The sequence below is a fragment of the Salinimicrobium sp. TH3 genome (assembly GCF_026676115.1).
Classification (GTDB): domain Bacteria; phylum Bacteroidota; class Bacteroidia; order Flavobacteriales; family Flavobacteriaceae; genus Salinimicrobium.
In genome coordinates this window covers 203798-230661 of record NZ_JAPONB010000006.1, presented here as the reverse complement: position 1 = coordinate 230661, position 26864 = coordinate 203798, and the positions used below count along the sequence as shown (strand labels likewise).

25 protein-coding genes are annotated in these 26864 nt (G+C 39.8%); 18 read left to right on the top strand and 7 right to left on the bottom strand.

All coding sequences use genetic code 11. The features are described 5' to 3' along the window. Nucleotide 1: 1 nt before the first annotated feature. Nucleotides 2-1429 (bottom strand): chromosomal replication initiator protein DnaA, encoded by a 1428-nt coding sequence (dnaA, locus tag OU683_RS11385; protein ID WP_228916564.1) that lies wholly within the window; start codon nucleotides 1427-1429, stop codon nucleotides 2-4. A 212-nt stretch (nucleotides 1430-1641) separates the two neighbouring features. On the opposite strand from dnaA, the gene OU683_RS11380 reads away from it, so the two are divergent. Continuing rightward, nucleotides 1642-2040 carry an acyl-CoA thioesterase gene (locus tag OU683_RS11380; protein WP_268138330.1) on the top strand — a complete coding sequence of 133 codons (399 nt, stop codon included), beginning with the start codon at nucleotides 1642-1644 and terminating at the stop codon, nucleotides 2038-2040. On the opposite strand, the gene OU683_RS11375 is transcribed toward OU683_RS11380, so the two are convergent. From OU683_RS11375 to ribD, 4 genes are read right to left on the bottom strand one after another with little or no spacing between them, the layout of a single operon-like run. Continuing rightward, complete coding sequence (locus tag OU683_RS11375) at nucleotides 2034-2651, bottom strand: IMPACT family protein (RefSeq protein ID WP_268138328.1); 618 nt, start codon at nucleotides 2649-2651, stop codon at nucleotides 2034-2036. The two genes, OU683_RS11380 and OU683_RS11375, sit on opposite strands and share 7 nt — an antisense overlap. Further along, nucleotides 2642-3520 (bottom strand): EamA family transporter, encoded by an 879-nt coding sequence (locus tag OU683_RS11370; protein WP_268138326.1) that lies wholly within the window; start codon nucleotides 3518-3520, stop codon nucleotides 2642-2644. The genes OU683_RS11375 and OU683_RS11370 overlap by 10 nt, the downstream gene beginning before the upstream one ends. Further along, nucleotides 3517-4125 (bottom strand): HAD family hydrolase, encoded by a 609-nt coding sequence (locus OU683_RS11365; protein WP_268138324.1) that lies wholly within the window; start codon nucleotides 4123-4125, stop codon nucleotides 3517-3519. Before OU683_RS11365 ends, OU683_RS11370 begins: the two co-directional genes overlap by 4 nt. Continuing rightward, the gene (ribD, locus tag OU683_RS11360; RefSeq protein ID WP_268138360.1) at nucleotides 4118-5167 is read right to left on the bottom strand and encodes a bifunctional diaminohydroxyphosphoribosylaminopyrimidine deaminase/5-amino-6-(5-phosphoribosylamino)uracil reductase RibD; all 1050 of its coding nucleotides are present in this window, start codon (nucleotides 5165-5167) and stop codon (nucleotides 4118-4120) included. The genes OU683_RS11365 and ribD overlap by 8 nt, the downstream gene beginning before the upstream one ends. Before the next feature lie 29 nt (nucleotides 5168-5196). On the opposite strand from ribD, the gene OU683_RS11355 reads away from it, so the two are divergent. From OU683_RS11355 to OU683_RS11320, 8 genes are all read left to right on the top strand, one after another. After that, a complete protein-coding gene (locus OU683_RS11355; RefSeq protein WP_268138322.1) occupies nucleotides 5197-5682 on the top strand; it encodes a GNAT family N-acetyltransferase in 486 nt (161 codons plus the stop codon). A 126-nt stretch (nucleotides 5683-5808) separates the two neighbouring features. Then, a complete protein-coding gene (gene prmC, locus OU683_RS11350; RefSeq protein ID WP_268138320.1) occupies nucleotides 5809-6654 on the top strand; it encodes a peptide chain release factor N(5)-glutamine methyltransferase in 846 nt (281 codons plus the stop codon). Then, nucleotides 6651-7316 carry a VOC family protein gene (locus OU683_RS11345; protein WP_268138318.1) on the top strand — a complete coding sequence of 222 codons (666 nt, stop codon included), beginning with the start codon at nucleotides 6651-6653 and terminating at the stop codon, nucleotides 7314-7316. The genes prmC and OU683_RS11345 overlap by 4 nt, the downstream gene beginning before the upstream one ends. Next, complete coding sequence (ligA, locus tag OU683_RS11340; RefSeq protein WP_268138315.1) at nucleotides 7313-9304, top strand: NAD-dependent DNA ligase LigA; 1992 nt, start codon at nucleotides 7313-7315, stop codon at nucleotides 9302-9304. Before OU683_RS11345 ends, ligA begins: the two co-directional genes overlap by 4 nt. 1012 nt (nucleotides 9305-10316) lie before the next feature. After that, nucleotides 10317-11249 carry a sensor histidine kinase gene (locus OU683_RS11335; RefSeq protein ID WP_268138313.1) on the top strand — a complete coding sequence of 311 codons (933 nt, stop codon included), beginning with the start codon at nucleotides 10317-10319 and terminating at the stop codon, nucleotides 11247-11249. A 15-nt stretch (nucleotides 11250-11264) separates the two neighbouring features. Beyond that, complete coding sequence (locus tag OU683_RS11330; protein WP_268138311.1) at nucleotides 11265-11708, top strand: response regulator; 444 nt, start codon at nucleotides 11265-11267, stop codon at nucleotides 11706-11708. A gap of 47 nt (nucleotides 11709-11755) precedes the next feature. Then, nucleotides 11756-15967, top strand: coding sequence for a PAS domain S-box protein (locus OU683_RS11325; protein ID WP_268138309.1), 4212 nt, complete (start codon nucleotides 11756-11758; stop codon nucleotides 15965-15967). Further along, nucleotides 15936-16367 carry a response regulator gene (locus OU683_RS11320; RefSeq protein ID WP_268138307.1) on the top strand — a complete coding sequence of 144 codons (432 nt, stop codon included), beginning with the start codon at nucleotides 15936-15938 and terminating at the stop codon, nucleotides 16365-16367. Before OU683_RS11325 ends, OU683_RS11320 begins: the two co-directional genes overlap by 32 nt. 307 nt (nucleotides 16368-16674) lie before the next feature. Here OU683_RS11320 and OU683_RS11315 read toward each other — a convergent pair whose 3' ends face one another. Together OU683_RS11315 and OU683_RS11310 are read right to left on the bottom strand one after the other, a co-directional pair. Then, nucleotides 16675-17586: a bifunctional metallophosphatase/5'-nucleotidase gene (locus tag OU683_RS11315; RefSeq protein WP_268138305.1), complete on the bottom strand. Its 912-nt coding sequence runs from the start codon at nucleotides 17584-17586 to the stop codon at nucleotides 16675-16677. Next, nucleotides 17586-18338, bottom strand: coding sequence for a 5'-nucleotidase C-terminal domain-containing protein (locus tag OU683_RS11310; RefSeq protein ID WP_268138303.1), 753 nt, complete (start codon nucleotides 18336-18338; stop codon nucleotides 17586-17588). The genes OU683_RS11315 and OU683_RS11310 overlap by 1 nt, the downstream gene beginning before the upstream one ends. A 177-nt stretch (nucleotides 18339-18515) precedes the next feature. Here OU683_RS11310 and OU683_RS11305 point away from each other — a divergent pair, with 177 nt between their 5' ends. From OU683_RS11305 to recN, 9 genes are all read left to right on the top strand, one after another. Beyond that, nucleotides 18516-19202 (top strand): hypothetical protein, encoded by a 687-nt coding sequence (locus OU683_RS11305; RefSeq protein WP_268138301.1) that lies wholly within the window; start codon nucleotides 18516-18518, stop codon nucleotides 19200-19202. A gap of 108 nt (nucleotides 19203-19310) precedes the next feature. Further along, complete coding sequence (locus OU683_RS11300) at nucleotides 19311-20009, top strand: hypothetical protein (protein ID WP_268138299.1); 699 nt, start codon at nucleotides 19311-19313, stop codon at nucleotides 20007-20009. 57 nt (nucleotides 20010-20066) lie between these two features. Then, on the top strand, nucleotides 20067-20579 hold the full coding sequence (locus OU683_RS11295; RefSeq protein WP_268138297.1) for a DUF6913 domain-containing protein: 513 nt from the start codon (nucleotides 20067-20069) through the stop codon (nucleotides 20577-20579). Beyond that, nucleotides 20579-21451: a 4-hydroxy-tetrahydrodipicolinate synthase gene (dapA, locus tag OU683_RS11290; protein ID WP_268138295.1), complete on the top strand. Its 873-nt coding sequence runs from the start codon at nucleotides 20579-20581 to the stop codon at nucleotides 21449-21451. Before OU683_RS11295 ends, dapA begins: the two co-directional genes overlap by 1 nt. Nucleotides 21452-21557: 106 nt before the next feature. Then, nucleotides 21558-22391 carry an outer membrane protein assembly factor BamD gene (locus OU683_RS11285; protein ID WP_268138293.1) on the top strand — a complete coding sequence of 278 codons (834 nt, stop codon included), beginning with the start codon at nucleotides 21558-21560 and terminating at the stop codon, nucleotides 22389-22391. Beyond that, nucleotides 22388-22714, top strand: a complete 327-nt coding sequence (locus tag OU683_RS11280; RefSeq protein WP_442800851.1) for a DNA-directed RNA polymerase subunit omega — start codon at nucleotides 22388-22390, stop codon at nucleotides 22712-22714. Before OU683_RS11285 ends, OU683_RS11280 begins: the two co-directional genes overlap by 4 nt. A gap of 5 nt (nucleotides 22715-22719) precedes the next feature. Then, a complete protein-coding gene (gene coaBC, locus OU683_RS11275; protein ID WP_268138291.1) occupies nucleotides 22720-23931 on the top strand; it encodes a bifunctional phosphopantothenoylcysteine decarboxylase/phosphopantothenate--cysteine ligase CoaBC in 1212 nt (403 codons plus the stop codon). Then, nucleotides 23924-24814, top strand: coding sequence for a type IX secretion system protein PorD (gene porD, locus OU683_RS11270; RefSeq protein WP_268138289.1), 891 nt, complete (start codon nucleotides 23924-23926; stop codon nucleotides 24812-24814). The genes coaBC and porD overlap by 8 nt, the downstream gene beginning before the upstream one ends. 383 nt (nucleotides 24815-25197) lie before the next feature. Beyond that, the gene (gene recN / locus OU683_RS11265; RefSeq protein ID WP_268138286.1) at nucleotides 25198-26850 is read left to right on the top strand and encodes a DNA repair protein RecN; all 1653 of its coding nucleotides are present in this window, start codon (nucleotides 25198-25200) and stop codon (nucleotides 26848-26850) included. The last annotated feature ends 14 nt before the right edge of the window (nucleotides 26851-26864 follow it).

The window sequence follows — 26864 nt, the reverse complement described above, 5'->3', positions numbered from 1 at the left end:
CCTAAAGAGTTAATTTCTTATTGATATCCTCAACAAACTTCTGGAATTGTTTGTCGGTAGAAGCTAAATTGTCTACAGTTTTGCAGGCGTGGAGTACAGTCGCGTGATCTCTCTTTCCAATTTGAGATCCAATACTCGCCAAAGAGGCTTTTGTAAACTTTTTGGCAAAAAACATCGCTAACTGGCGGGCCTGTACAATATGTCTTTTTCTGGTTTTGGATTGTAATGTTTCCACATCCATCTGGAAATATTCACTCACTATTTTTTGAATGTAATCTATGGAAACCTCACGTTTGGTGTTCTTAACGTAATTGTCCACAATCTTTTTTGCCAGTTCAAGAGTAATATCTTTTTTGTTAAAAGAGGAGTGAGCGATCAACGAAATTATAGCTCCTTCCAGTTCACGAATATTAGTCTTTATATTATTGGCCAGGAATTCAACAATTTCCTCGGGCATCTCTACCCCGTCGCGGTAAAGTTTGCTTTTTATGATAGAGACCCGTGTTTCATTGTCGGGATGTTGTAATTCGGCAGAAAGTCCCCATTTGAATCGGGAAAGCAGGCGTTGCTCGATATCCTGCATATCCACCGGAGCCTTGTCGCTTGTTAGGATCACCTGCTTTCGGTTTTGGTGCAGGTGGTTGAAAATATGGAAGAATACATCCTGTGTTCCGGCTTTCCCCGAAAGCAACTGGATATCATCCACAATTAGCACATCAATGATCTGGTAGAAATGAATGAAATCGTTTCTATTATTCTTTTTTACAGATTCAATATACTGTTGTGTAAATTTTTCTGCAGAAATATATAAAACCGTTTTTTCCGGATACTTGTCCTTGATTTCGATCCCAATAGAATGAGCCAGGTGAGTCTTTCCAAGACCTACACCTCCAAAAATAAGTAAAGGGTTAAAAGAAGTTTCTCCCGGCTTGTTAGCCACGGCCAGTCCTGCAGATCTAGCAAGCCTGTTGGAATCTCCTTCTAAAAAGTTATCAAAATTATAACTGGGATTGAGTTGGGATTCGATTTTTACATTCCTGATTCCGGGAATAATAAAAGGGTTCTTCAACTCCGGATTTTTATTCTTTATAGGCACATCAACTTCCTGGGAAGCGACGTTAGAACGATTTGTACTGGGAATCTTTTCGGTAAAAGGTTGTTTGTTGCCGTAGGTATTTTCCATTCTTATAACATACACCAGTTTGGCCTGGTCACCAAGCACTCTGTTTAACGAAACTTTAAGAAGTTTAACATAGTGCTCTTCAAGCCACTCGTAAAAGAATTTTGAAGGTACCTGAATGCTCAAAGCCCTATCTGAAAGTTTAACAGCCTGTATAGGTTCAAACCACGTTTTGTATGCCTGTGGAGTAATATTATCTTTTATGAAAGCTAGGCAGTTATTCCAAACTGATTGCGCAGTTTCTGACATTCCGGATTCTAAATTTATAATACGTTTGTTAGTTGTGACTTCCATAAGAAAAAGAGAAAATATCTTTCCCCTTGGGTTTTTAAGAGCAACAAATATGTGAACAAATTATCTGAAAAAAAAACGTTTAACTACTTGAATTTTAACAAAAATTTTAGCATACTTCGTTCACTGTGAAAGTACAAAACCGATTCAAATAAACACTTAAAAAAATCATGAAAAGCCACTTCACCTATGTTAAAGTTAGATATGCAGAGACAGATCAAATGGGAGTCGTCTATCACGGTAATTATGCTCAATATCTCGAGATAGCCCGTATCGACTGGCTGGATGCCCTGGGAATTTCCTACCGAAAAATGGAAGAAGAGGGGGTGATGCTGCCTGTTTACGAGCTCAATTTAAAATTTAAAAAGTCGGCAAAATTTGATGATGAGTTAAAAATCGTGACCCGGTTAAAACAGAAGCCCGGGGTGCGCATAGCATTTGAATACGAGATCTTCAACCAGAATGGAGAACTGCTCACCACAGCCGAAACCACTTTAATATTTATGGATGTGGAAAAGAGTAAACCTATTAAATGTCCACAATATGTTCTCGAGAAACTCGGCTATTGATCTTCCAGTTCTTTAATAGATACTTTATAGGTAGCATCAAATTTATCGTGAATTCTTTCGGCTTCATTTTTTCTAACCAGGATTATGACCTTACAATCCAATTCCAGGATTTGGTCCACGACATTTAGATTATTCTCTTTGATCACCCGCATCACTTTGTTCATTTCGGGGTAATCAAAAGAGATCTCAAACTTTACATCAATTGTCCTGGTGACGATCCTTGAAGCTTCCAGGGCCATTTGCGCAGCAGTTTTGTAAGCATTGATCAAGCCGCCAACTCCCAATTTTACTCCCCCAAAGTATCTTACCACAACTATTAGAATGTTAGTTACTTCAAAAGATTGTATTTGCCCGTAAATAGGCATTCCTGCCGAATTTGATGGTTCCCCGTCATCATTGGCCCTGTAGTGAAAATCGCTTTTCCCCAATTGCCAGGCATAGCACCAATGCCGGGCAGCATGATGTTTTTTCTTTAGGTCTTCAAGATGTTCCTTGGCCTCTTCTTCTGTGGTTATTGGAAAAGCGTAACCAAAGAATTTACTGTTCTTGTCTTTGAACAATACTTCTTCAGAAGGTTTTGTGATTGTTTTATAGGTGTCTTTTACATCCATTCTTCAGAAGTTGCAATTAAAATGATACTGGTTATCGCAAGTAGAATTCCTATCCAATTCTTGGACAACATCTTTTCCTTAAACAAAAGAATCCCGAGGAAAGTGGAGATCATAACAATCGCCACATTGTTAATTGGGAAAATTGTGGAACTCTCCAGCCCTTCGGTTCGCAAAGCCATGACCAAAAAGTAAATAGAACCAAAATTCGGAATACCCAAAGCCACGCCTCCAATTACATTTTTGAAACTCAACTTAAGAGTGCCTCTTATGGCCTGAATAAGAAGGATCAAAACTCCAATAATTCCGGCTATGGCGAAAATAGTGGAGGAAAAAAGGGCGACATCGGCTTCGGCGACATAAGAAGTTTCCAGGAATTTGAGTGTTGTATCAATAATGCCGCTACCAAAGAAAACCAGGAGCGGAAAGATCAAGTTTCTTTTTCTAATCGTGATGCCTTCTTTCTTTTTAATGGAAGTTAAATAGACGGCCACCAGAGCGAGGAGAATCCCCATGATCTTTATCCAGCCTGTGCTTTCATTGTAAAGAATTATGCCAAAGAAAACCGGAATAGCGACTGACATTTTCGTAGCGACAGATACCACAGATAATCCGCTTTTTTGAGTTGTAATGGCGGCCAGGTAAAAGACAGCGATAAACATGAACCCGAGAATAAAGGTTCCTAAAAACCAATCTTTCGAAAGTACATTTAAAGGGTCCAGCTCCTGTCTGTCTACCAGCATCCCTGCCGAAAATGCGAAAAAATAATTGAAAATAATGGCCTGTAGCGTATTGATCTTAAAGCGCTCAAAAAGTTTAAAGATCACAAAGATCACGCTTGATGAGAGTACACTTAACAACAGGTAGATCAAAATAATTCGCTTTTAATAGTGAAAAGATCAGAGACATCCTCTTGTGCGGGATCAATATTCCAGGTATGAATTCCCAGCTTTGAGGCGGCTTCAGTATTTTCGGGGGTGTCATCAATAAAAAGAGTTTCCCCGGGTTTTAGATCGTGTTTTTCCAGGACATATTCGAAAATCTCAGGGTCGGGTTTGCGCAGGTTGATTTCCTGGGAAAGGTAAAAAGCATCAAAAGAATTTTTAAATTCCTCGAAAAATGAAACATTCTTTTTTACCCAGTCAATATGAATATGATTAGTATTGCTAAGAAGAATAAGCTTGTAGGATTTTTCCTCTTTTAGTTTTTTAAGAAACTTCAGGCGATGTTCGGGAAAATCAACGAGGATGGCATTCCAGGAATCCTTAAAATTACCGGAAGTTAACTTCGGAAAAGACTCGCAATAGCCGGATATGAATTCTTCCGAAGTGATCAAGCCTTTTTCATAGAGCTGATTTTTGTGCAGCATTTCTTCTGAAAAATGTGAAATCTCAAGCTTCTTTAATTCTCGCGCCGTAGCCGGTTTGTCGAGATTGAGAAAAACATCTCCAAAATCAAATATTATAGTTTTAATCATTCAAATATATCTTTAACTGGTCCTCGTCAACCTTTGTTTCAGAAGTTAGAGTTCCTGCCACTTCAGGAGCTTTGACTCCCTCTTTAAAATGAGGTTTTCCAATGAAAATTCGGGCTTCGTCCCATAAATTGGCAGCAATGAAGGTTTGCAGTGTCTCCCGTCCTCCCTCAATAATAACCGACTGGATCTCGTGACGGAAAAGTGTATCACAAACCTGCTGTGCCAGGTCTGCTTCGAAATTAACGGTCTCAAAAATGACATTTTTGGAGCTTATTTCTTCCGAAGATTTTCCTGTAAGGATAATGGTTTTTACTGAGGCGTCAAAAAGGTGAGATTCTTGAGGAATTCTCAAATTCCTGTCCAGTACCAGCCTAACCGGGTCATTGCCCTGCCACATGCGGGTGTTGAGTTTTGGATTATCTGTAACTGCAGTATTGGTACCCACCATGATCGCCTGCTCTTGAGACCTCCATTTGTGGACGAGCTGCTGGGAGTATTTCCCTGTGATCCAAACAGGCTTTCTTTCAGCATTTTTAAGCGGTAAAGGGGCTAAAAAGCCATCGCTGCTTTGCGCCCATTTAAGAATAATGTAAGGACGCTGTTTTGTGTGAAAAGTAAAGAATCTTTTGTTTAGCTCCCGGCATTGCTGCTCTAATATTCCCACCCGAACTTCACAGCCGGCATCCAATAGCTTTTTAATGCCTTTGCCCGCGACTTTAGAAAATGGATCAACAGTGCCAATAACTACCTTTTTAATTCCGCTGTCAATAATCAGATTGCTGCAGGGAGGCGTCTTTCCGTAATGACTGCAAGGCTCCAGGCTCACATAGATGGTACTCTTCGCGAGAAGGCTTTTATCTTTGATAGAATTTACTGCATTTACCTCGGCGTGAGGTTCTCCTGCTTTGTGATGCCAGCCCTCGCCAATAATGGTGTCATTATATACAATTACACTGCCTACCACAGGATTTGGATAGGTTCTTCCCAGCCCGTTTTGGGCCAGCTGAATACAGCGGTTTATGTATTTTTCATGTATCTTCACCACCACAAAAATAGCATTTAATAGAGATAATGAGCAGTTACGTAATACGGGAAATCAAACCCGAAGATAATGAGCAGGTTAAAAAGGTAGTGCAGAGTGTGCTGGTGGAAATGGGTGTTCCCAAAGTAGGAACAGCTTACGAAGACGCTTCTCTGAATAATATGCATGCCGAATACAGCGAGCCGGGAAAGGCTTATTTTGTTGTAGATGATAACGGAAAAATAATTGGTGGGGCGGGAATTGCCCCCCTGGCCAATTTTGAAGGATCAATTTGTGAACTGCAAAAAATGTACTTTTTACCTGAAGTAAGGGGAAAAGGTGTTGGCGCAGAAATGATGAAAAAATGTCTGGATTATGCCAAGGAGCAGGGTTTTGAAAAATGCTACATAGAAACCATGCCTTATATGAACCAGGCCAGGAAGCTTTACCTGCGTTCAGGATTTAAGCAATTGGATAGTCCGTTGGGAAATACCGGCCATTACAACTGTAGTGTTTGGATGATTAGAGATCTTTAGATTCATATCCCAATTTTCCAGGTACCAATTTCCAAAGTTATTTGAGAATTAAAAGGTTTAAAAATGAAATCATTTTTAGTTCCCTTCAGGAATGCTTGCGGCTTTTGCGTGAAAAAATTCGAATGAATGAAAATAACAGCCTTCAAAAATCACTTTTTTGACACCTTAGAAGGGGAGTATCCCAAGGAGGAGACAGGGTCATTCTTTCATATCCTGCTTCAGGAATTTACCGGACTTACAAGATTAGATGTTGCCCTTGATCTGCAGCGTGAACTTTCATTGGAGGAAGGAGAGAAATTCAATTCGGCATTGCAAAGGCTTAGACAACATGAACCCATTCAATATATAACCGGCAAAACAGAGTTTTATGGTTTAACCTTCTTAGTTAACAACGAGGTGCTTATCCCAAGGCCCGAAACCGAAGAATTGGTGGAGTGGATCCTGGAGGATTGTGAAAATCAAGAGCAGCTAAATATTCTCGATATTGGTACCGGCAGTGGTTGTATTGCGGTCTCTCTTGCAAAGCACCTGCCGCAGGCAAGGATTTTAGCTTTGGATATTTCAGAGGAGGCATTAAAAGTGGCGGGAAGGAATGCAGAGATGAACAATGTATCAGTCAAATTTCTTCAAAAGGACATTTTGACCATAGATAAACTTCCAAAGCAATTTGATGTGATCATTTCCAATCCGCCTTACGTGCGGGAGCTGGAGAAGAACGAAATGCAGCGCAATGTACTGGAGCATGAACCCGAAACTGCACTTTATGTAAAGGACAGCGATCCTTTGATCTTTTATCAAAAAATAACAGACCTGGCGGTAAACAATTTTAAACCGGGCGGAAAACTGTATTTCGAGATCAACCAGTACCTGGGAAAAGAAACTGAAGCACTTTTAACTGAAAAAAATTTCCAAACCCGCCTGAAAAAGGATATTTTCGGGGTGGACCGCATGTTAAGAGGCATTAAATTATGAAGATCGAATTTCTCAAACTCTACACTTCAAACCTTAAGGCACAGCATCATTTTTATGGTGAAGTTCTTGAGCTTCCGGTGGATGGGATCTCAAAAGGAAGATTTAGGGTGGAAATTGGTTCTTCAACTCTTGAGTTTGAGGAGGATTTAAACGCCAAACCTTATCACGTTGCTTTTCACATCCCGGCGCTGCAGGAAGAAAAAGCGCTAAAATGGCTTCGGAAGAAAGTGGAAATACTTCAGGATGACGGCAATGAAATCATCGATTTTCCAGCCTGGCAGGCTAAATCTATTTACTTTTATGATGAAGACAGGAATATTCTGGAGTTCATTTCCCGAAGCCATATGTACGATCCTTCTTCCGAAGAATTTTCCGCAGCAAGTATTGTTGGGATAAGCGAAGTTGGTCTTGCTACTTCCAATGTGGAAGAGAAATTCAACTTCTTGAATGACAATTTCGGGCTCACCAAATTTACCGGGGATTACAAACATTTTTGCGCCACCGGGGATGATGAAGGCTTGTTCATCATTATTAACAAAGAACAAAAAGACTGGATTCCCACCGGAGATAAAGCATATGCATCTCCTTTCGAAATAAAAATATCTGTCCAAAATGCCATTTTTGGAGCCTCATACAAGCACGAAAGACTTACTCTTTTATGAAACCTGAAGAAAAAATCACTAAGCTGCGGGAGGAGCTACACCGCCATAATTACCTGTATTACGTACTGGACAAGCCCGAAATCTCCGACTATGATTTTGACCGGAAGCTAAAAGAGTTGCAGGAATTGGAAGAAAAGCATCCTGAATTTCATGATGACAACTCTCCAACCCTTAGAGTTGGGGGTGCGGTAACTAAAAATTTTGCAACTGTTGTGCATGAGCACAGAATGTATTCGCTGGATAATTCCTACTCCAAGGAAGACCTGGAAAACTGGGAGAAAAGGATTGAAAAACAGGTAGATGGGGAGGTGAATTTCACCTGTGAGTTGAAATATGATGGTGCTTCTATAAGCCTTACTTATGAAAAAGGGGAATTTAAGCAGGCGGTTACCAGGGGAGATGGTATACAAGGCGATGATGTGACGAATAATGTACGCACGATACGATCTGTGCCTCTGAGATTAAAGGGGGATTACCCGCAAAAATTTGAAATAAGAGGGGAGATTGTCCTTCCTTATGAAGGTTTTGCTCACCTCAATGCTGCCCGGGTTGAAGCAGGAGAAGAACCTTATGCAAACCCACGGAACACAGCATCGGGGAGCCTTAAGTTGCAGGACAGCGCAGAAGTAGCCAGGAGACCACTCGATTGTCTTTTATACAGTTTAGGCGGAAATCTTCCAGGAATAGAAACCCAATATGAAAGTCTTCAAAAAGCGAGAAAGTGGGGATTTAAGGTGCCAGAGGAAGCAAAACTTGCCAAAAACCTGAAAGAGGTTATGAATTTCGTCAATTACTGGGATGTACACAGGCATGATTTACCGTATGAAACCGATGGGGTAGTGGTAAAGGTGAACAGCCTGCACCAGCAGGAGGAATTAGGCTATACGGCTAAAGCCCCCCGTTGGGCAATGGCCTACAAATTTAAAGCCGAGCAGGTTTCGACTAAACTGAACAGGATATCCTACCAGGTAGGAAGAACCGGAGCCATTACTCCGGTAGCCAACCTGGAACCGGTGCAACTTGGAGGTACAACGGTCAAAAGAGCTTCCCTGCACAATGCCGATCAAATTGAAAAACTGGATGTTCGGGAAGGGGACGAGGTTTATGTGGAAAAAGGAGGGGAGATCATTCCCAAGATAGTGGGAGTTGATTTCACAAAACGAGATCCCGATTCCAGTCCTACAAAATACATTACCCACTGCCCCGAATGTAATACAGAGCTGGTGAGAAATGAGGGGGAGGCGCAGCATTACTGTCCCAACTTTAATGGATGTCCACCACAGATCATTGGAAGAATTCAGCACTTTATTTCAAGGAAGGCCATGGACATAGAAGGCCTTGGAGGGGAAACAGTGGCTCTGTTGGTTAATGAAGGTCTAATAAGTAATTACGCCGATCTTTATGAATTGAAGAAAGAACAGATCCTGCCGCTGGAACGTATGGCAGAAAAATCGGCAGAAAATCTTATTACCGGAATTAAAAACTCGAAGAAGATCCCTTTCGAACGGGTGCTATTCGCTTTGGGAATTCGCTACGTTGGAGAAACCGTAGCTAAGAAGCTGGCAAAACATTTCAAAAATATTGAAGCTTTAAGAAAGGCTGAAAAAGAAGAACTGGAAAGCGTTGATGAAATAGGAGATCGAATTGCAGAAAGTGTGGTAGAATTCTTTGCAAATCAAGAAAATGTAAAAACTGTGGAGCGATTGAAAGGCTATGGACTGCAACTGGAAATTTCGGCAGAAAAGCTCGCGAACCAAACCAATAAGCTGGAGGGGCAGACCTTTGTAGTTTCAGGAGTATTTGAAATGTCTCGTGATGATCTCAAAAAGCTGATCGAAGATAACGGCGGAAAAATTTCCAGCTCAATTTCTTCTAAAACGAGCTACGTTGTGGCGGGAGAAAATATGGGCCCAAGCAAACTTGCCAAAGCAGAAAGATTGCAGATCCCAATCATCGATGAGAAAAAATTTCTCAGGATGATAGAGTAATTAAGCGCCTGTAGAGATAATAGCAACCAGAATAACTGAAAGGATTAAGATGATGGCAAGCATCGATCTCTGTTGAAAGCACATTGTTCTATTGCTTTTTAAAAATATTCTTTTGATCATGGTCAACTGTTTTGATTAACAATCATCTTTTATTAAAAGCTGGTCAAATTTAGATTATTTATTGCATTGCTGTTGCTGCTCAATGTGATTTTAACCCAAGTTTGAGGATTTACTTTATTACATAAATTTTGACATTTTGGCTTGCTGATATTCATTCCACTCATAATCAGAAGTCTCCTGTTAAATTCGGGTGCAAAAGTACTGCAGTTGTAGCTATTTATTTATGACCTTGATCACCTTTATTCTATAAGGAATTCTTAAAAATTCTTTGTTCATTTTGGTATTACCAAGAAGTAAAATTGCGGGGGATTTTTAAAAGGTAAGAATTGGCTGCTCCTTAATTATTGTAGCAACTTATATTTCCTTTTTCTGGTGCTTTCAAAGTAAAAATCTTCTACAACGCCCTTTTTTATTTGTAGGGGAAAGAGTTTGATCTGAACGTTCAAAAAATGATTAGCCTTCAGTTCTTTTTTGTGCAATTTCCAAACTTTTTCCTAATAAGAAATCACGATTTAAATAAATGTCAGCTTTATGTAGGAAAAATATTACATATAAAAAGTATTTTATATTCTTTTTGTTCACTTTTTGGTTTCTGAAACTTTTTGTTCCTCTGGGAGTAGTTGAATCTACCATATGTAAGGCATGTGTCCTAAGAATATTTTGCTGACTACCTTGAACTTCAACATTTCATCCTGTTAAAAATTACTTAAAAAATCATAACTTTGCACCTTACATTTCTAGATAATTAGCCTCCTTTTATCGATAAAAGGCTCTTAAATTAAAGAAGAATCAAGATATCATAGAGGTAGAATTTAGGTGAGATTAAAGATAGATTTTACTAATTCTGGTAAGGGGCGTCCCTGTTTTCATCACTGACTTAGCAAGATATTTAATGAAAAAAAATAATAAAACAACTTCTGTTTGGGCTAGAAATGAAAAATTAGCGTTAGCCCTCAAATTATCTGAAGAAGCTCTGTTAGCTAAGGATAAGGAAAAAAAGGAAATTACTTTGCAATTGGCAGAGACTGTAAAAGATCTTTCTATTCAAATAGAAGAGAGGGAAAGACGTGCAGCCGAGTTGGCTGAAGTTAATAAGCAATTGGCTTTCCAGATCCAGGAAAAGGAAAAAAAGACCCTTGAACTGGAAGAGGTGAACAAGGAGCTGGAATCATTTTCCTATTCGGTTTCTCATGATTTGCGAACTCCCTTAAGAGCAATTTCTGGATTTTCTGAAGTTTTAATCGAGGATTACTCTGAGCGTTTAGATGAAGAAGCACGACTTTACTTTTCTGAGATCCTCAGAAATGTCAAAAAAATGGGGGATCTAATCGATAATTTACTGGAGTTCTCCCGCCTTTCCAAGCAGGATTTTTTTCGGGTGCCTGTAAACATTCTAGGTATAATTCACAAGCTAGTAGATGAGCAAAAGGAACTGGAGCCGGAAAGAAAAACAACTGTTTATGTAAAGAATTTACCTTCAATAAAGGGAGATAAGAATATGCTGAAACAATTGTTTTTTAATCTTATTTCTAACGCTTTTAAATATTCTTCCAGAAGGATAGACTCCGTAATTGAGATTGGAAGCTATCCCAAAGGTGAGCAGCAGGTTTTTTACGTAAAAGATAATGGTGCCGGATTTGATCCCCGGTATTATAACAAGTTATTCGGAGTCTTTCAAAGATTGCATAGCAGCAACGAATTTGAAGGTACGGGAGTAGGATTGGCTATCGTGCAAAAAATAGTATCAAAGCATGATGGGGAAATTTGGGCAGAGGGTAAAGTTGGAGAAGGCGCTTGTTTCTATGTTTCTCTGCCTGCTAACTAATTAAAAAATAAAACTATGTCAAATAATGAAGTGCAGATCTTGTTAGTAGAAGATAATAAATCTGATGCTATGCTCACTATTCGAGCATTAAAAAAACTTAATCTGGCAAATAATCTGGTGCACCTACATGATGGGGCTAAGGCTCTTGATTTCCTTTTTGGAGAAGGAGAGTATGAGGGACGGCATATAGGAGATAAGCCAAAAGTTATTTTTTTGGATCTCAAAATGCCAAAAGTAGATGGGCTGGAAGTGCTTAGGGTGATCAAGGCCGATGAACGCACAAAACTTATTCCTGTTGTTATGATGACTTCTTCGAAAGAAGAAAAAGATATTGTTGAAAGTCATAAACTAGGAGTGAACAGTTATATAGTTAAACCTGTGGGCTTTGAGAATTTCACCAAAACGGTTACCGAGTTAGGTTTTTATTGGCTAATAGGTAACCAAACTCCTTACAATTAAATCAACCTTAGTTCTTACTTGCAATACCAATCCCCTAAGCCCTACATATGCCGAAAAAACTGAAGATCCTCCACCTTGAAGATGAGCCAAGTGATGTCCTGCTTATTTCTCGTTCCTTAAAAAAGAGATGTGTGGAGAATGAGTGTGTGGTGGCAGATTCCAGAGAGAAATTTATACTGGCGTTAAAAAATTTTGAACCCGATATCATTCTGGCCGATCATTCCCTACCTTCCTTTAATTCTTTTGAAGCATTGGAGTTACTTCAAGAGTTGGAAAAGCCAATCCCGGTGATTCTGGTTACGGCGACGATGACAGATGAGTTTGCAGTAGATATTATCAAAAAAGGAGCAAAGGATTATGTGCTTAAAGACAGGTTGGAAAGATTGCCTTCAGCTATTGAAAATGTTCTCAAAATTCACCGTCTTGAAATAGAACGACAGGAGTTTTTACTACAACTCGAGAGAAGTGAACGAAAGTTTAGACGTCTTATTGAAAATTCGGCTGGTGCAGTGGCTATTCTCTCCCCTGGTGGAGTTCCGACTTATGTTTCAAATTCTGTAAAAAATGTTTTGGGTTATTCGGATGAGGAAATTCATCAATTAAATATTTTAGAGATCATCCACCCTGATCATCACGACTGCTTTTCAAAAAAACTGGAGAATTGTATAGAGTATCCAGAAAGGCCATTTTATGATGATGAAGTGAGGGTAAGGCATAAAAATGGAGCCTGGCGTTGGTTGGAAACCACGGTAACCAATTTGATCGATGATCCCGATATTGAAGGTATTGTTGTGGACTTTCGCGATGTGACGGAGCGAAAACTTGCAGAAAAAGCTTTATCAGAAAGTGAAGAAAAATATCGGGCATTTTTTGAAAATAGCCAGGATGGAATCCTGCTCACTGTTACCGATGGAAGAATTCTTGCCGCAAATGCTGCGGCCTGTAAAATGTTTCAAAGAACCGAACGTGAATTATGTGAGGCGGGGAGGTTTGGACTTGTGGACCCTAAAGATCCTCGAGTGTTACAGGCAATTAAAGATAGGCAAAGCAAAGGGAAAGTGCTGTGTGAGATCAACATGGTGCGTAAGGATGGCAGTATTTTCCCGGCTGCACTTTCTTCCTCTGTTTTTCAGAATGCCCACGGTGAACCCCGTACTTCTATGATCATTAGAGATAATACGGAAGCTAACCGGGCAGAGGAAAACTTAAGGGCTTCAGAAGAAAAATATAAGCAGCTATTTCAAATGAGCCCGCTTCCAAACCTCATATACGACGTGGATACCTTTGAAATATTGGATGTGAACAAGGGAGCAATAGATCATTATGGTTTCTCTCGTGCGGAATTTCTACAGTTAACAGTGCTTGATTTTCTTCTTGAGGAAGACAAAGAATGGTTGAAAAACAATATTTTCCAGGTTATTACAGATGGCGCACAATTGAGCCATAATAGAATAGTAAATTTAAAAAGGAATGGGGAAAAAATAAAAGTAGAAGTGTACGGCTACAATCTGCAGTATAAAAATCGAAGATGTAGATTAATAGTTTGTATAGACATTACAGATAAGACAGCTGTAATGGAAAAACTACAAGAAAAGACCGAGAAACTTATTTATGCTGAAAAATTAGCTAAGCTTGGTTATTGGGAAATGGGACTCCAGGATAATTACTTTTTCTGGAGTGATGAAGTTTATTCTATATGGGGGAGAAAGAAAGAGGAATTTAACGTAGATCTGGAAACTTTTGAAAAGACAATTCATCCTGAAGATCTTGATGTATTCAGGAAGGACAAGTTAGAGACTTTGAGCAGCATACAGGATTTGGACATTGAACACCGTATTATTCTGCCTAATGGTGAGGTAAAATGGGTTCATGAAAAAGGAAAACTCATAAGAGATGAAGAGGGGCAGCCGCTTCGTGTGGAAGGATCTGTTCAGGATATCACAGAACGCAAAAACTTTCTTGAAAAACTAATGCAGAGCGAGGCGAGGCAGCGGGGGATCCTGAAGTCTCAAACAAACTATCTTACGCGTATTAACCTGGAAGGGTATTATACCTATTGTAATGACAAGTTTTTGGAAGATTTTGCATGGATATTTCCGGCAGGGAAGGTTGTTGGAGAATATGCAGAAGTTACGCTCCAGGAATACCATAGAGGAAAAGCTGAAGAAATTTTTTACCACTGTATAGCTCACCCCAATACTATACAACAGGTTGAACTGGATAAATTACAAAAAGACGGAACTGCAAAATCAACCTTATGGGATTTCATATGTCTTACAGATGCAAAGGGTGAACCTCTTGAGGTACAGTGCGTGGGAATTGATATTACTGAAAGAGTTAAGGCAGAGAAGGCTTTAAAAGAAAGCAATCAACGCTATCAATTGGTATCAAAAGCCACTTCAGATGCAATCTACGACTGGGATATTCAAAGTGGGAATATTTTATGGAGTGAAGGGTATTATAAACTTTTTGGGTATTCCTTGAGTTCCTTCACACAAGACATTGATTCCTGGTGCGCCAATATACATCCCGAAGATAATTCTATTGCTGGAGATTTATTTTCCGTAGTAAAAGGGGATTCAGATTCCTGGGGAGCAGAATACCGCTATAAAAAAGCAGATGGACAGTATGCTTTTGTGGTTGAAAAAGGTACCATTTTGAGAAATAAAGAAGGTAAGGCAGTTCGAATGGTGGGAGCCGTACAGGATATTACTGAGAGGAAAATGGCCATGCAGAAACTTATGAAAAGTGAAGCCCGGCATAGAGGTCTTATCCAGTCCCAGACTAACTATTTTATCAGAGTGGACATGGCAGGGGAATATACTTACTGCAATAACAAATTCCAGGAGGATTTTGGATGGATTTATCCAGACAAAAAAATTGTGGGGAAGAACTGCATGATTTCAATTGAAGAATACCACCACCAGAAAGTGGCTGAAATCTCAGAAAAATGTATTCAGAATCCCGATAGGGTATTTCAGGTGGAAATTGATAAGCCTGGAAAAAATGGGACAATAAAAAGTACGCTGTGGGATTTTATTTATTTAAAGGCTTCTCAAGATGAACCTGGAGAAATACAATGCGTAGGTATAGATATTACCGCGAGGGTACTTGCCCAAAAAGAAATGAAATTCCAGGCTAACCTGCTGGATAAAATTGGACAGGCAGTGATAGCGACAGATAATAAGGGAGTAATTAATTATTGGAACAAAGCAGCAACAACCATTTATGGATGGTTACCAGAGGAGATAAAAGGCAAGAACATCATGGATCACGTTCCTTCCGGCGCATCTAATACTTTAGCTCTGGAATTAAAAGAAGCTTTAAAAAAGAGTGAAACCTGGTCTGGGGAATTATGGGTGACGCGAAAAGACGCGACTGAATTTCCCGCTTTGATCACAGGTTCCCCTGTATACGATGATGAACAGAATTTTAAAGGCTATGTAGCTGTTTCTTCAGATAACACAGAACGTAAAAAAGCGGACATCAAATTGAGGGAACTGAACAAAAATCTGCGAAATTATACACAGGAACTGGTTACCGCGAATAAAGGACTTGAACAATTTTCTTTTATTGTCTCTCATAATTTGCGATCACCGGTAGCCAATATTATTGGTCTGGCAGATTTGCTGGAGGAGGATTATCCTTCAGAAACTAAAGATCAATTCCTAAAGGAATTACTGGAAAATGTAAAAAGGCTGGATAATGTGATTATTGATCTCAACGAGATCCTTCAGGTGAAAGTAGACCTTACGGCCAAGAGGGAAGAAGTGGACCTCTCACAACTTGTAAATTCAATTGGATCCAGTATCAACAGGATATTAGAAAAAGAGCAGGCCTTAATTATTACCGACTTTTCGGAGGCACCTGTGTTTAGTACGGTTCAGAGCTACCTCTATAGTATTTTTTATAATCTTATAACCAATAGCATAAAATACAGAAAACCTGAAGTTGCTCCAGAATTAAAGATCACATCAAGAATGAAAGACGGTAAGGTTCTTATAATTTTCGAAGACAACGGTTTGGGAATAGATATGGCTAAAAAAGGGGGGCAGGTATTTGGATTATATAAGCGATTCCACCAACATGTTGAAGGAAAGGGAATGGGCCTTTTCATGGTTAAAACTCAGGTAGAACTTCTTGGTGGGAAGATATTAGTTGAAAGTGAGGTGGATAAGGGAACGATTTTCACCCTAAAATTTAATGAAGTTAACATGATTATCAAAGATGAAAAGACCGAAGTATTACATAGTAGTTGATGACGATAAAACGAATAACTTAATCTGTGAGTTCACCATTAAAAGTTTCAATCCACAGGCTGTAATTATGTTATTTTTAGAGCCGGAAGAAGCTTTAATGTTTATAAAGGAAGATTACTCAGGGGGAGCAGTTGATTTTCCCACCATACTTTTTTTAGATGTTAACATGCCAGGCATGTCTGGATGGGAATTCCTTGATGTTTTTCAGAAATTTGAGGAGCACATAAAAAATCAGTTTCAGATTTTTATTCTTACTTCTTCAATTGAAGATTTTAGTAACGAAGCAAAGTTATATCCTTTTGTTTCTGGTTTTTTATCCAAACCTTTGAAAAAAGATAAACTTAAGGGGCTGGTAGAAGCTTTGGCAGAGGTAAGCACAACTAAAAGCCCGTTATATTAGGGAGTGAAGTAGGGGTCTTGTTCGGGATAACTTATATTTGCCAGTCCTACAGGTGTATTCGGCTATTTATTCCTCCTAATTTGGTTGTACAGGGGTAACTTAGAGGCTTTGGTGATTATTTCTTCAGCAAGAATAGGATGAAATTTCCATCATCTTTAGATTTAGAAGAGGATCTATTAAAAGGATATAACCAAAAAAATTCTGGAGCTGCGAGGAGTTAAAAATCATTTAGATCCAAATTTTCCTGCAATGCCGGGGGAACGCAATTTCACCTTTAAAATAAAAGGGAAAAACCAGATTCCGGGCGCTAAACGATGATAGTAGCGCCCCTGGAATCCTTTTTACCGGAGGTATCTAAGTAAAAATCTATTCTTCCCAGATTCACTCCAGCCCAACCTACCTGGTTGACCAATACTTCTTTTCCAATGCTGTTAAGTACTACAGAGGGTTCAGGAAGAAAGGTATGGGTATGACCCCCAATGATCAAATCGATATCTTTCGTGGCCCCGGCAAGCCTAACATCACTTATTTTATCACTTTTGTATTCGTAGCCCAGGTGAGAAAGACAAATTACCAAATGGCATTTTTCCTCTTCCTTAAGCTGTTTTACAATTTCTTGGGTAATATCGATAGGGTCGAGATATTTGGTCTCTTTGTACAGCTTTTTTCCTACCAGGCCCTCCAGTTCAATTCCTAATCCAAAAACACCTATTCTAATCCCATCCCTTACGAATATCTGGTAAGGTTTGATTTGTCCGTCGAGCACTGTGTTTTCAAAATTATAATTGGCATTAATAAAGGGAAATTCAGCATGAGGCATTTGGGCCAGTAGACCATCAATCCCGTTATCGAAATCGTGATTTCCAATAGTTGCTGCATCATAGCCCATTTTACTCATGAGCTTGAATTCTAATTCCCCACCGTAGAAATTGAAGTAGGGGGTTCCCTGGAATATATCCCCTGCATCGAGCAATAAGGTGTGAGGATTTTCCTGTCTTATTTGTTGCACAAGGGTATATCTTCTTGCAACTCCTCCCATGCCCGGGTATTGTGCATGATCGGGTTCAAAAGGCTCTATATGGCTATGAACATCATTGGTATGTAGGATCGTGATGTGTTTAAGGGCTCTTTCTGGTGCAAAAGACACCAGACCAAGGCTGCCCAGACCGGCAAAGGCACCGGCTGCCGCTGTTCTTTTAATAAAAGTACGTCTTTCCATTAATTCACTCTTATGAAACGTTGATCTCTTACTGGAGTAAGGGTGTCTTCCTGTTTAAAATAATCGATTAGGAGGTTCCTGATTTTGTAATCCAGGTTAATGACTTTTTGAGCCCTGGAAAAGAAAACCATATTATCTCCTCCCTGCAGCAGGTAGTCATTTGTTGCGATGTTATAGGTCCTGTTGTCCTGTAAGGGTTCCCCCTGAATTAAAACTTTTCTTATGCTATTGTCTTTTTCCAGTTGTAACTCTATTCCCGCAACAGGATGGGCATTTCCCGAATCAATAAGGTAGTGGATCATCTCCCGTACAGCTTCTCCTTTTAGGGTCGCGACCACCACTTCATTTTCAAAGGGCATAACCTGGAAAGCAGTTCTTGTTGTGATATCTCCTTTAGGTATTGAGGATCTTATTCCCCCAAAGTTCAGCAATACGATATCTATTTTATCTCCCGTGCGATTTTCAAAAATAGGATTTGAAAGCTCCATTAAAGCATCGGCCATTAGATTGCCTATAGCCGTATTAAGCTCCCCATCGGCTTTAGTTAGATTGTAAGGAAGGTATGCCAATACCTGTTCCATCTCCCTGTCAATATTCAACTTATAAGGTTGAATGAACATCTCTATGGAATCATTGGCCTTAATAGCAGGGGTTATTTCCAGCTGAGTTCCTTCAATGCGGGTGGGAGTGTAGTTGTCGCTGAATTTACAAGAACCGGCTATGATCAACAGGAGGAAGAGATATCGCTTCATTTCTATGGTGTAAAAAACAAAAGTATGGGTTTTTAAAAGGAACCCGTAAAAGATTTTTAATTTTAAGTTAATGCGCTTTTTTCTACTTTTTATAAACTTATTGTTTTCCTAAAGGAAAATTGTTCTATTTTTCGGTAAAATTTGCCGCGATTTGCTGATTATTTCTAACTGGAAAATGTGAAGACGAATAAAAAAATTCTGTTGTTGTTCCTGGTCATTGGAGTACTTTTTATAATAAGTTCTATTTTCAATTTAAATGTACTTACTGTTGCCTCAACAGTCCTTTTAATCCCTGTTCTTATCCTTTATTATAGATATAAGACGAAAAATTGGTTTGTCCCAATGGTGATTGTGCTACTTTTATTCTACGTGCGGGATTTGCTTATGCTGGAAGGTTTTTTTAGTAACCCCAGACCTATTCTTTGGAGCTTTGGTGGTGCTGTCTTAATTCTATATGTTTTTGCATTCACCGGCTTTAAATGGGCCAGGATACACTTGGTAGAGTTCATTTCCCTGATGATTATGTACACTTTTCTTGGATTTTTATTCTATACCATGGCCGATCTTGTGCCGCAGGTAATTCCATCCCACCAGGAGACTGCATATATTTATATGCTGTTGCTCATTTGCTTACTTGCAGTGACCTTTACGCAGTACCTCCTCAAATCTCACTACGCTTCCCTATGGCTCATGCTGGCTTCCGCTTCCTTATTGTTGTCCGAGCTTTCCCTGTTCTACAGGCTTTTTATAATACCAGATATTAGTGTCATCATCTTCTATCCTTTATTTCATGTTATCGCATTTTTTGGATTGGTGGAACATGCAAGTCATAGAAGAAAAAGTTCCCTTCTTCCAGGGTTTTAATGCAGTATTCTTTTTAGAATTAATTTTTGTATTCCATTTTAATAATATTTTTCACATTAAAGTTTATTCTTCTCAAAATTTCTATATTGCAGGAATTTTCTCCCATTAATGAAACAAAAGGTTCTTCTTTCTCTCCTGGCTATCGTTGCTATGTGTGTGAACGTTGCCGGTATTGTAGGTGACAACTTTTTGGTTAGAAAATTGGGTGAAATCCTGTTTTTCCTCCCCCTGATCTTTTATTATAACAAAAAATTCCCCTTCAAAAACTGCAATTTCCTCATGTCTTTCGGGATGGCCATGGCAGCGACCTTGATTTCCTTTGGAGGCAGCTTTTGGTATTTTGAACAGATAAAACTCGGTTTATGGTTGACAGGTTACTTCTTTTTGGCCAGGGAGGCTATTAGACATACCGAGTATGAAAAAGGCAGTAAATTCACTACGCTTTACTTTTTGATCATTGTGGGTATTTATGTCTATTTACTGTGGGGTCAAATTTCTGAAATTGAAAGAAATTTGGGGAATGAACTCGCCTTTTGGCTTTATGCCATTTACTACCTCAATCTCCTGTTTATTGCCATTACTGCCCTGGTGTACTATCTTAATTCGTTTTCCAAAAAATCGGTTTTTTTTATTTGCCTGGCCCTTTCCTTCATTTTTTCGGATGTTCTGAGGGATATGGAGGTTTTCTACTTTAGAGATCTAAGTATTGAAATCGTTGGAACCCTTATAAAATTTGCGGCGATAAAACTCGTTTTTCTTTTTTTTATCACCCCCGAAAAAAAACTCAGGCTTTTGCACCTGGTATAGTGGAAAATCCCTTATTTCCCTTGTTTTTGGTAATACAATTATTCCTAATTTTGCCCTGTGAAAATTAAAGATCTTAAGCTTGCGGTAGCTCAAAAAAATCTGCGGATTTCTGCTGAAAGTTCGGTTGCTGAAGGTAAGGTGTGTAAACTGGGAATTATTCTGGAGGACGGGAGTGATGAATCCGTAAAACAATTTTTAAAGCTGAAGGAAGACCTGAACCTCAAGCAACAGGAAGTGAAAATTGTGTTTTGTGGAAAAAAAAGTGTCAAAAATGACACTTTTGAATGGCCTGAAATTTCACGGGAAGATTTTGGCTGGAAGGGCAGGGTTTCTGAAAAAGCTTCAGCGTTCATAGATGCTCAATTTGATGTTCTGGTATCTTTTACAGCTTCAGAAAATAAAATGGCCAGTTTTCTTGTTTCGGTTACCCGGGCGAGGTTAAAGGTGGGAAGAGAAAAGACTTCCGAAAAGAGCATTTTTGACCTGAATATTTCCGCAGAACTTTCAGAAGCAGGAATTTTCACCGAAGAAATAAAAAAATATTTAAAAATATTAAACACAACAATATAATGAACAAATTTGTTGGAACAGGAGTTGCTTTGATCACTCCTTTTAAAGACGATCTTACTGTAGATGTGGAAGCATTAAAGGATTTAGTGAACTTTCAAATCGAGAACGGAATTGATTATATGGTGGTTCTTGGAACTACCGGCGAGAGTGCGACCCTTACTTCTAAAGAAAAGCAACTGGTTATTGACACCATTGTTTCAGAGAATAATGGTCGTATCCCACTAGTACTTGGAATTGGCGGTAATAACACAGCAAAGGTTTCTGAAGAGGTGAAGAGTACAAATCTTTCGGCTTTTGATGCCGTACTTTCGGTTTCTCCTTACTATAACAAGCCATCGCAGGAAGGTATATTTCAACATTACAAGGCTGTGGCGGCTGCTTCACCAAAGCCTGTCATTATGTATAATGTCCCGGGAAGAACAGGTTCTAACATGCTTCCCGAGACAGTGAAAAGACTGGCGCAGGTGGATAATATTATTGGGATTAAAGAGGCTGCGGGAGATATCGTGCAGGCAATGAAACTTATTGACGGGGTGCCCGAAGGTTTTCTTGTGATCTCGGGTGACGATATGATCACCTTGCCCATGGTTCTCGCCGGGGGACATGGAGTGATCTCTGTTATTGGGCAGGGACTTCCTGCCGAGTTCTCTAAAATGGTAAAGCTGGGGCTCGAAAGAAAGGTGGATGAAGCCTATAAACTTCACTATAAGGTAGCTCCCTCTATTGATCTTATTTTTGCTGAAGGCAATCCTGTTGGAATAAAGGCACTTCTTAAAAAGAAAGGAATAGTAAAGAACAACCTGCGATTGCCGCTGGTTTCTTCGACTGAAAATCTTACTACTAAGATCGACGCTTTTATTGATAATTTTTAATTCCCTTACTTCGGGCATACCTACGTTTTTGGCGTAATTTGCACTGAAACTAAAGTTTTTATAATAAGGCAGAAAAGAGTATTTTTGCCAGATGTTAAAATTCAGAATGAAGAAAATCATCCTATTTTTAAGTTTAGCTATTCTTTTTACCTCCTGTGGGGAATACCAGAAGGTGTTGAAGAGTAAAGACACAGGTTTAAAGTATTCAACTGCAGAAAACCTTTATAACGAGGCTAAAGCAGGTGAAGGCAATAGCAGGAGTAAATATAAGAAGGCATTAAGGCTTTTTGAGCAGCTGGTGCCAGAATTCAGGGGTAAACCACAGGGGCAAAAGTTGATGTACCTGTTTGCAGATACCTATTATGAGCTGGGAGATTATTTCCTTGCCGGTTATCAATTTGAGCGGTTTGTAGAAACTTATCCTGAGAGTGAAAAACTTGAAGAGGCTGCTTTTAAAGGAGCTAAGAGTTATTACTATCTCTCTCCTCCATATTACCTTGATCAAACTGAAACTGTAAAAGGAATAAGTAAGCTCCAGGATTTTATTAACCGTTTTCCCGAAAGTGAAAAAATGGATGAGGCCAATGAACTGGTTACAGAACTCAGGGTGAAACTTGAGCAAAAGGCTTATGAAATTGCAAAACAATATCATCACACCGAAAGTTATATCGCTGCAATGACGGCTTTTGATAATTTTATTTCTCAATATCCCGGTTCTCCTTTCAGGGAAAAAGCTATGTATTACAGGTTTGAATCGGCTTATCTTTACGCCATCAACAGTTATGAATATGCCATGCCCGAGAGATTGGCGAAAGCAAGAGGATATTACGAGGATTACCAGCGTTACTATTCCGAAGGGGAGTTTATTGATATGGCTAATACTGCCTTAAAAGATATTGAAACAAAAGAACAACAATTAAAATCTGAGACGAGAATATGATAGATCTAAAGAGAACAGAGGCTCCACTTAATACTACGACTCTTGACAAGAACAAGATCGATGCTACTACGAACAACATTTATGAGGCGATCTCAATAATCTCGAAAAGAGCTACCCAGATAAATTCAGAGATCAAGAAAGAACTTCTTGAAAAACTGGATGAATTTGCCACTTACAATGATAGTCTTGATGAGATCTTTGAAAACAAAGAGCAAATCGAAGTTTCGAAGTTCTACGAAAAGTTGCCAAAACCGCATGCTTTAGCAGTTCAGGAGTGGCTTAATGGAAAGATCTACTATCGCAATACCAAAAGCGAAGAATAAGAATTATGTCTGTAATAAGCGGCAAAAAGATACTTCTCGGCGTTACCGCGGGTATAGCCGCTTATAAAACAGCATTTTTGGTCCGGCTGTTCATTAAAGCCGGGGCGCAGGTGAAGGTCGTAATGACTCCTGCAGCCAAAGAATTTGTTACACCCCTTACTTTATCCACACTTTCCAAAAATGAGGTTATTTCTTCTTTTACTAAAGAGGAAGATCATAGTAATCAATGGAATAACCACGTGGAATTAGGCCTTTGGGCCGATCTTATGCTTATCGCACCTGCTACCGCCAATACGCTCTCAAAAATGGCAAAAGGACACAGCGATAATTTCTTACTTGCAACGTATTTGTCTTCCAAATGCCCGGTATATTTTGCCCCGGCTATGGATCTTGATATGCACAGGCATCCTTCTACAAGGGAAAATTTTGACACACTTACTTCCTTTGGGAATATTATGATTCCAGCTACCTCGGGAGAACTGGCAAGCGGACTTTCTGGGGAAGGCCGAATGGCAGAGCCCGACGATATCCTCAAGTTTATTGAAGATCATCTTGCCAAAAGTCTTCCACTTCGGAATAAAAAAGTCCTCATTACCGCCGGTCCTACATACGAAGCCATTGACCCGGTACGTTTTATAGGAAATCATTCCAGTGGGAAAATGGGTTTTGAACTGGCTGCTGCTGCCCGGGCTTTGGGAGCAGAAGTAATTTTGATTTCCGGTCCCACACATTTGCAGAATCCCAATGAGGAAATTAAATTGATAAGGGTGCAGAGTGCTGTTGATATGTTTGAAGCCGCTACAAAATTCTTTCCTGAAGTTGATATCGCAATTGCATCGGCTGCGGTTTCAGATTACAGGCCGAAGCTTTCGGCTACCCAAAAGATCAAGAAATCGGCGGAAACCATGATGTTGGAGCTGGTAAAAAATCCTGATATCCTGGCAAACCTGGGAGAAACGAAAAAGCATCAAATCCTTGTGGGTTTTGCGCTGGAAACTGAAAACGAAGAAGAGAATGCCGCCGGAAAGTTGCAGAGAAAGAACCTGGATTTTATCGTGCTTAATTCTCTGAACGACTCCGGTGCAGGATTTAAGTCGGAAACCAATAAGATCAAGATCCTTTTTAAGGACGGGAAGACCAAGAGCTTTCAGTTAAAGTCGAAAACCGAAGTAGCCCGCGATATCCTGAATGAAATAATCCTGCTAAGCAATGAATAAAGTATTTGTTTTACTGTTTATGTTTGGTCTTAGCGTAGCTTCCGGAGCGCAGGAGCTAAACTGCCAGGTTGTGGTCAATTCAGAAAAAACAGGACAGGCAAATGCTTCCGTTTTCAAAACCCTTCAAAACACTATTAGCGAATTCATCAATCAAACCCGCTGGACCGACAGGGAGTTTCTTCCGCAGGAGCGCATCAATTGTAGTATGTTCATCAACATCAACAGTTATGACGGGAACAGTTTTTCTGGGAGCATACAGGTGCAATCCTCAAGACCGGTTTTTGGTTCCACCATGGTTAGTCCTGTATTTAACTTTAACGACGATGATTTTGCGTTTGAGTATACCGAATATGAGCCGCTGGAATTTAGTCCCAGTCAATTCGATTCTAATCTTGTTTCGATAATTGGTTTTTACGTCTATACTATTTTAGGTCTTGACGCCGATACCTTTAGTGAACAGGGAGGGACACCTTATTTTGAAACTGCGAACCAGATTGTGGGAACGGCACAACAAAGTTCCTACAGCGGCTGGAAAGGCACAGACGGCAATCGTTCCAGGTATCAACTCAATGCCAACCTGCTCTCGAATACCTATTCGGGATATAGAAATGCGATGTATAACTACCACCGGAATGGGCTGGATGTAATGCACATGTCGCCGGAAGAAGGAAAGGAAGCGATTGCCGCAGCTCTTATCGATCTGGAACGTATGAACAGCCGGCGACCAAATTCTCTCCTGTTGAGAACTTTCTTCGACGCCAAAGCCGATGAGGTGGAGCAGATCTTTAGCGGTGGTCCACAAGTCAATATTCGTGAAGTGGTAGACGCTTTAAATAACATGGCTCCTACTTTTTCGGAAAAGTGGGGAAATATTAGGTACTAGTGATCAGTTGTCGGTAATTAGTGATCAGTCTGAAAAAGAGACAAGAATCAAGAATTTTTCTAAAGTAAAATCAGGGCTCAATGCGCAGGCTGGGTAAAGATTTGAATCTACAACCGGGACGTCTACTGTGAGGTCGAGCGGAGCCGGGACCTCTATAATTTAGTTTGCAGTGCTCAAAAGTCAGTTGCTTGGAAAAAAAATTAATCTTTAATTTTGAGCCCTGAATCCTTTTTGAAATTTTGAGTTTATTTTTTGGTGCTTAAAACCTTATTAAATTAATTTGGCTAACCGCTAATTATTCACTGCTAATTGTTCATTGCTAATTGATAATCGCTCCCTGTCAACTGTAAAAAATATTATCTTTAACCCAAACTTACATTCTCTTGCTCACAAGCCTTTCTATAAAAAATTACGCCCTAATTGAAGACATCCAAATGGATCTTCAAAGCGGTTTTACGATAATAACAGGAGAAACCGGTGCTGGAAAATCCATAATGCTGGGAGCTCTTTCCCTCTTGCTTGGTAAGCGTGCCGACTTTAGTGCAATTCGCAATCAGGAAAAGAAGTGTGTTATTGAAGGAAGCTTCAATATTTCCTCCTATGAGCTAAAATCACTTTTTGCTGAAGAGGATCTTGACTACGAATCCCAGACCATTATACGCAGGGAGATTTTACCTTCAGGAAAAAGCAGGGCATTTATTAATGATACTCCGGCGAACCTTTCCTCCTTGCAGACTTTGGGCGAGAAGCTGCTTGATATCCATAGTCAGCACGAAACTTTAAGTCTTGGTGATAATGAATACCAGTTCCTGGTAATAGACTCCCTGGCCAAAAACACCGCCACAATTAAGAAATACCAGGCAGGATTGCAACAGCTTAAGAAACTTCAAAAGCAGTTACAGGAGTTGAAAGAAGAGCAGGCGCAGGCAACCAAAGAATACGATTACAACCTGTTTTTGCTTACCGAACTTCAGCAAGCTAAGCTGGAAACGGGCATGCAGGAAGAGCTTGAGGAGCGGTATGAAGAGCTTAGTAATGTAGAGGAACTCACCGAGCAATTGGGAAGTGCGATCAATAATATTCAGCAGGAAGAAGTAGGTGCTGCGGCCTCACTTCGGGAGGCAAAAAATAATTTGCAAAAGATATCAGGTATTTCAAGTCAATATCAGCAGCTTTTTGAACGGCTGCAAAGTGTGAATATAGAACTGGATGATATCGCCACCGAACTGGAATCGGCTTTGGATAAGGTGGAGGCAAATCCTTCCGAATTGGAGCAGGTGAACACAAAGCTTCAGGTGTTGTATAATCTTCAAAAGAAGCATGCGGCAGGTACAGTAGAAGAACTGAAGGAAATTCAGGAAGAGCTGGCGAAGAAGGTTGCAGTTTCAGAAAATGCCGATGAGGAAATTGCACGTTCAGAAAAAGCCATTTCAGAAAAGAAAGAAGAGCTGCATAAAATAGCTTCAGAAATACATACCTCCCGAAAAGGTGTTATTCCAAAGTTTATTAAGGAAGTCGAAAATATTCTTGCCGACCTGGGAATGCCAAATGCGACCCTTAAAATCGAGCTGGAGCAACAAAAAGAGTTTTACACCAATGGGCAGGATAAGCTTAACTGGTTACTGGCGGCGAATAAGGGCGGGAGCTATAACGACATTAAAAAGGCGGCATCTGGCGGGGAACTCTCCAGGATCATGCTGGCTGTGAAAAGTATTCTTGCAACCTACAGCAAACTGCCCACCATAATTTTTGATGAAATAGATACCGGAGTTTCGGGTGATATTGCCCAGAAAATGGCGGGTATCCTTCAAAATATGGGTAAAAACATGCAGGTTATTGCGATTACCCACCTCCCGCAGATTGCTGGAAAAGGGGACAGGCACTTCAAGATCTATAAAGAAGATGCAGTTCACAGCACCATCACCAATATCAAGGAATTGAAAGGGGAAGACAGGATAGAAGAGCTTGCAATGATGCTGGGCGGCAAAAACATTAGTGATTCTGCCGTGGCGCATGCGAAAGCCCTTTTGAATTAAAAGATGTTTATTAT